The organism is Pseudomonas sp. ES3-33 (assembly GCF_000952175.1).
GTDB classification, from domain to species: domain Bacteria; phylum Pseudomonadota; class Gammaproteobacteria; order Pseudomonadales; family Pseudomonadaceae; genus Aquipseudomonas; species Aquipseudomonas gregormendelii.
On the sequence record NZ_JZRI01000075.1, the window covers coordinates 1 to 824 of the forward strand.

The 824-nt window shown below is 37.7% G+C and carries 2 protein-coding genes; both read right to left on the bottom strand.

The window, feature by feature from the left end; translation table 11 throughout:
- Positions 1-285: hypothetical protein (locus UB23_RS14525; protein ID WP_045060013.1), on the bottom strand; the 285-nt coding region annotated here is incomplete at its 3' end.
- Positions 286-383: 98 nt separating this feature from the next.
- A partial coding sequence (locus UB23_RS29775) for a hypothetical protein (protein WP_160298064.1) occupies positions 384-824 on the bottom strand: 441 nt, incomplete at its 5' end.

The following is an 824-nucleotide window of genomic DNA, read 5'->3' on the forward strand; positions in this document are numbered from 1 at the left end:
AAGGTAATAAGTGGCTTTTACCATTATGGCTCCACCAGTTTCAGTGTCATTTTTACCGAAACGAGTGTTTTCATAAGGTTCAAAAACCACTCCACCATTCATATCTTTTGTTTGACCAAGCCATCTGTAACCTTCAAGAGCCCTAGTGATTGACTTAATAGGACCAGCATATTGAACACTGGTTCTATCCTTATCAAGCTCAACTCGCTCAAAGGTTTCTGCTGATGCTGCGAGCGAAAAAGTTGCAATCAGCGACGCAAATACAAAATTTATAATCCCGACCATATTAAATCTCCATTTTATTGCTAAATTTATCAAAACATCGAACCAAGATGGAATCAAAAAACATCATCCAGCTAGCCTTTTCATTTTTTAAACCATTATTAATAAAAAGTCCCGTCTTCTTGTGCTGACTTTAACTGGCTCTTATATTGACTTTTATTAAACTGTTCAACTTTCTTATAAGTCATCAACTTTTCTGGCTTGCGATATTGGTCAGCACTAGAAAAGGCTTGGAATGTATCAGAGTCAACCATTCTGATGTGCAATTGAAGCTCTCTCGATTCATATCCGTAAAACTCGACAAACCCCGGAATTTCACTTTGGCGTGCAATCATCAAAGCTTCTTTAACCGGCTTATCATAAATGTAGTAAGTAGCTTTTACCATTATAGCCCCACCCGTTTCAGTGTCATTTTTACCGAAACGAGTATTTATATAAGGTTCAAAAACCACTCCACCATTCATGTCTTTTGTCTGACCAAGCCATCTGTAACCTTCAAGAGCCCTAGTGATTGACTTAATAGGACCAGCATATTGAACACT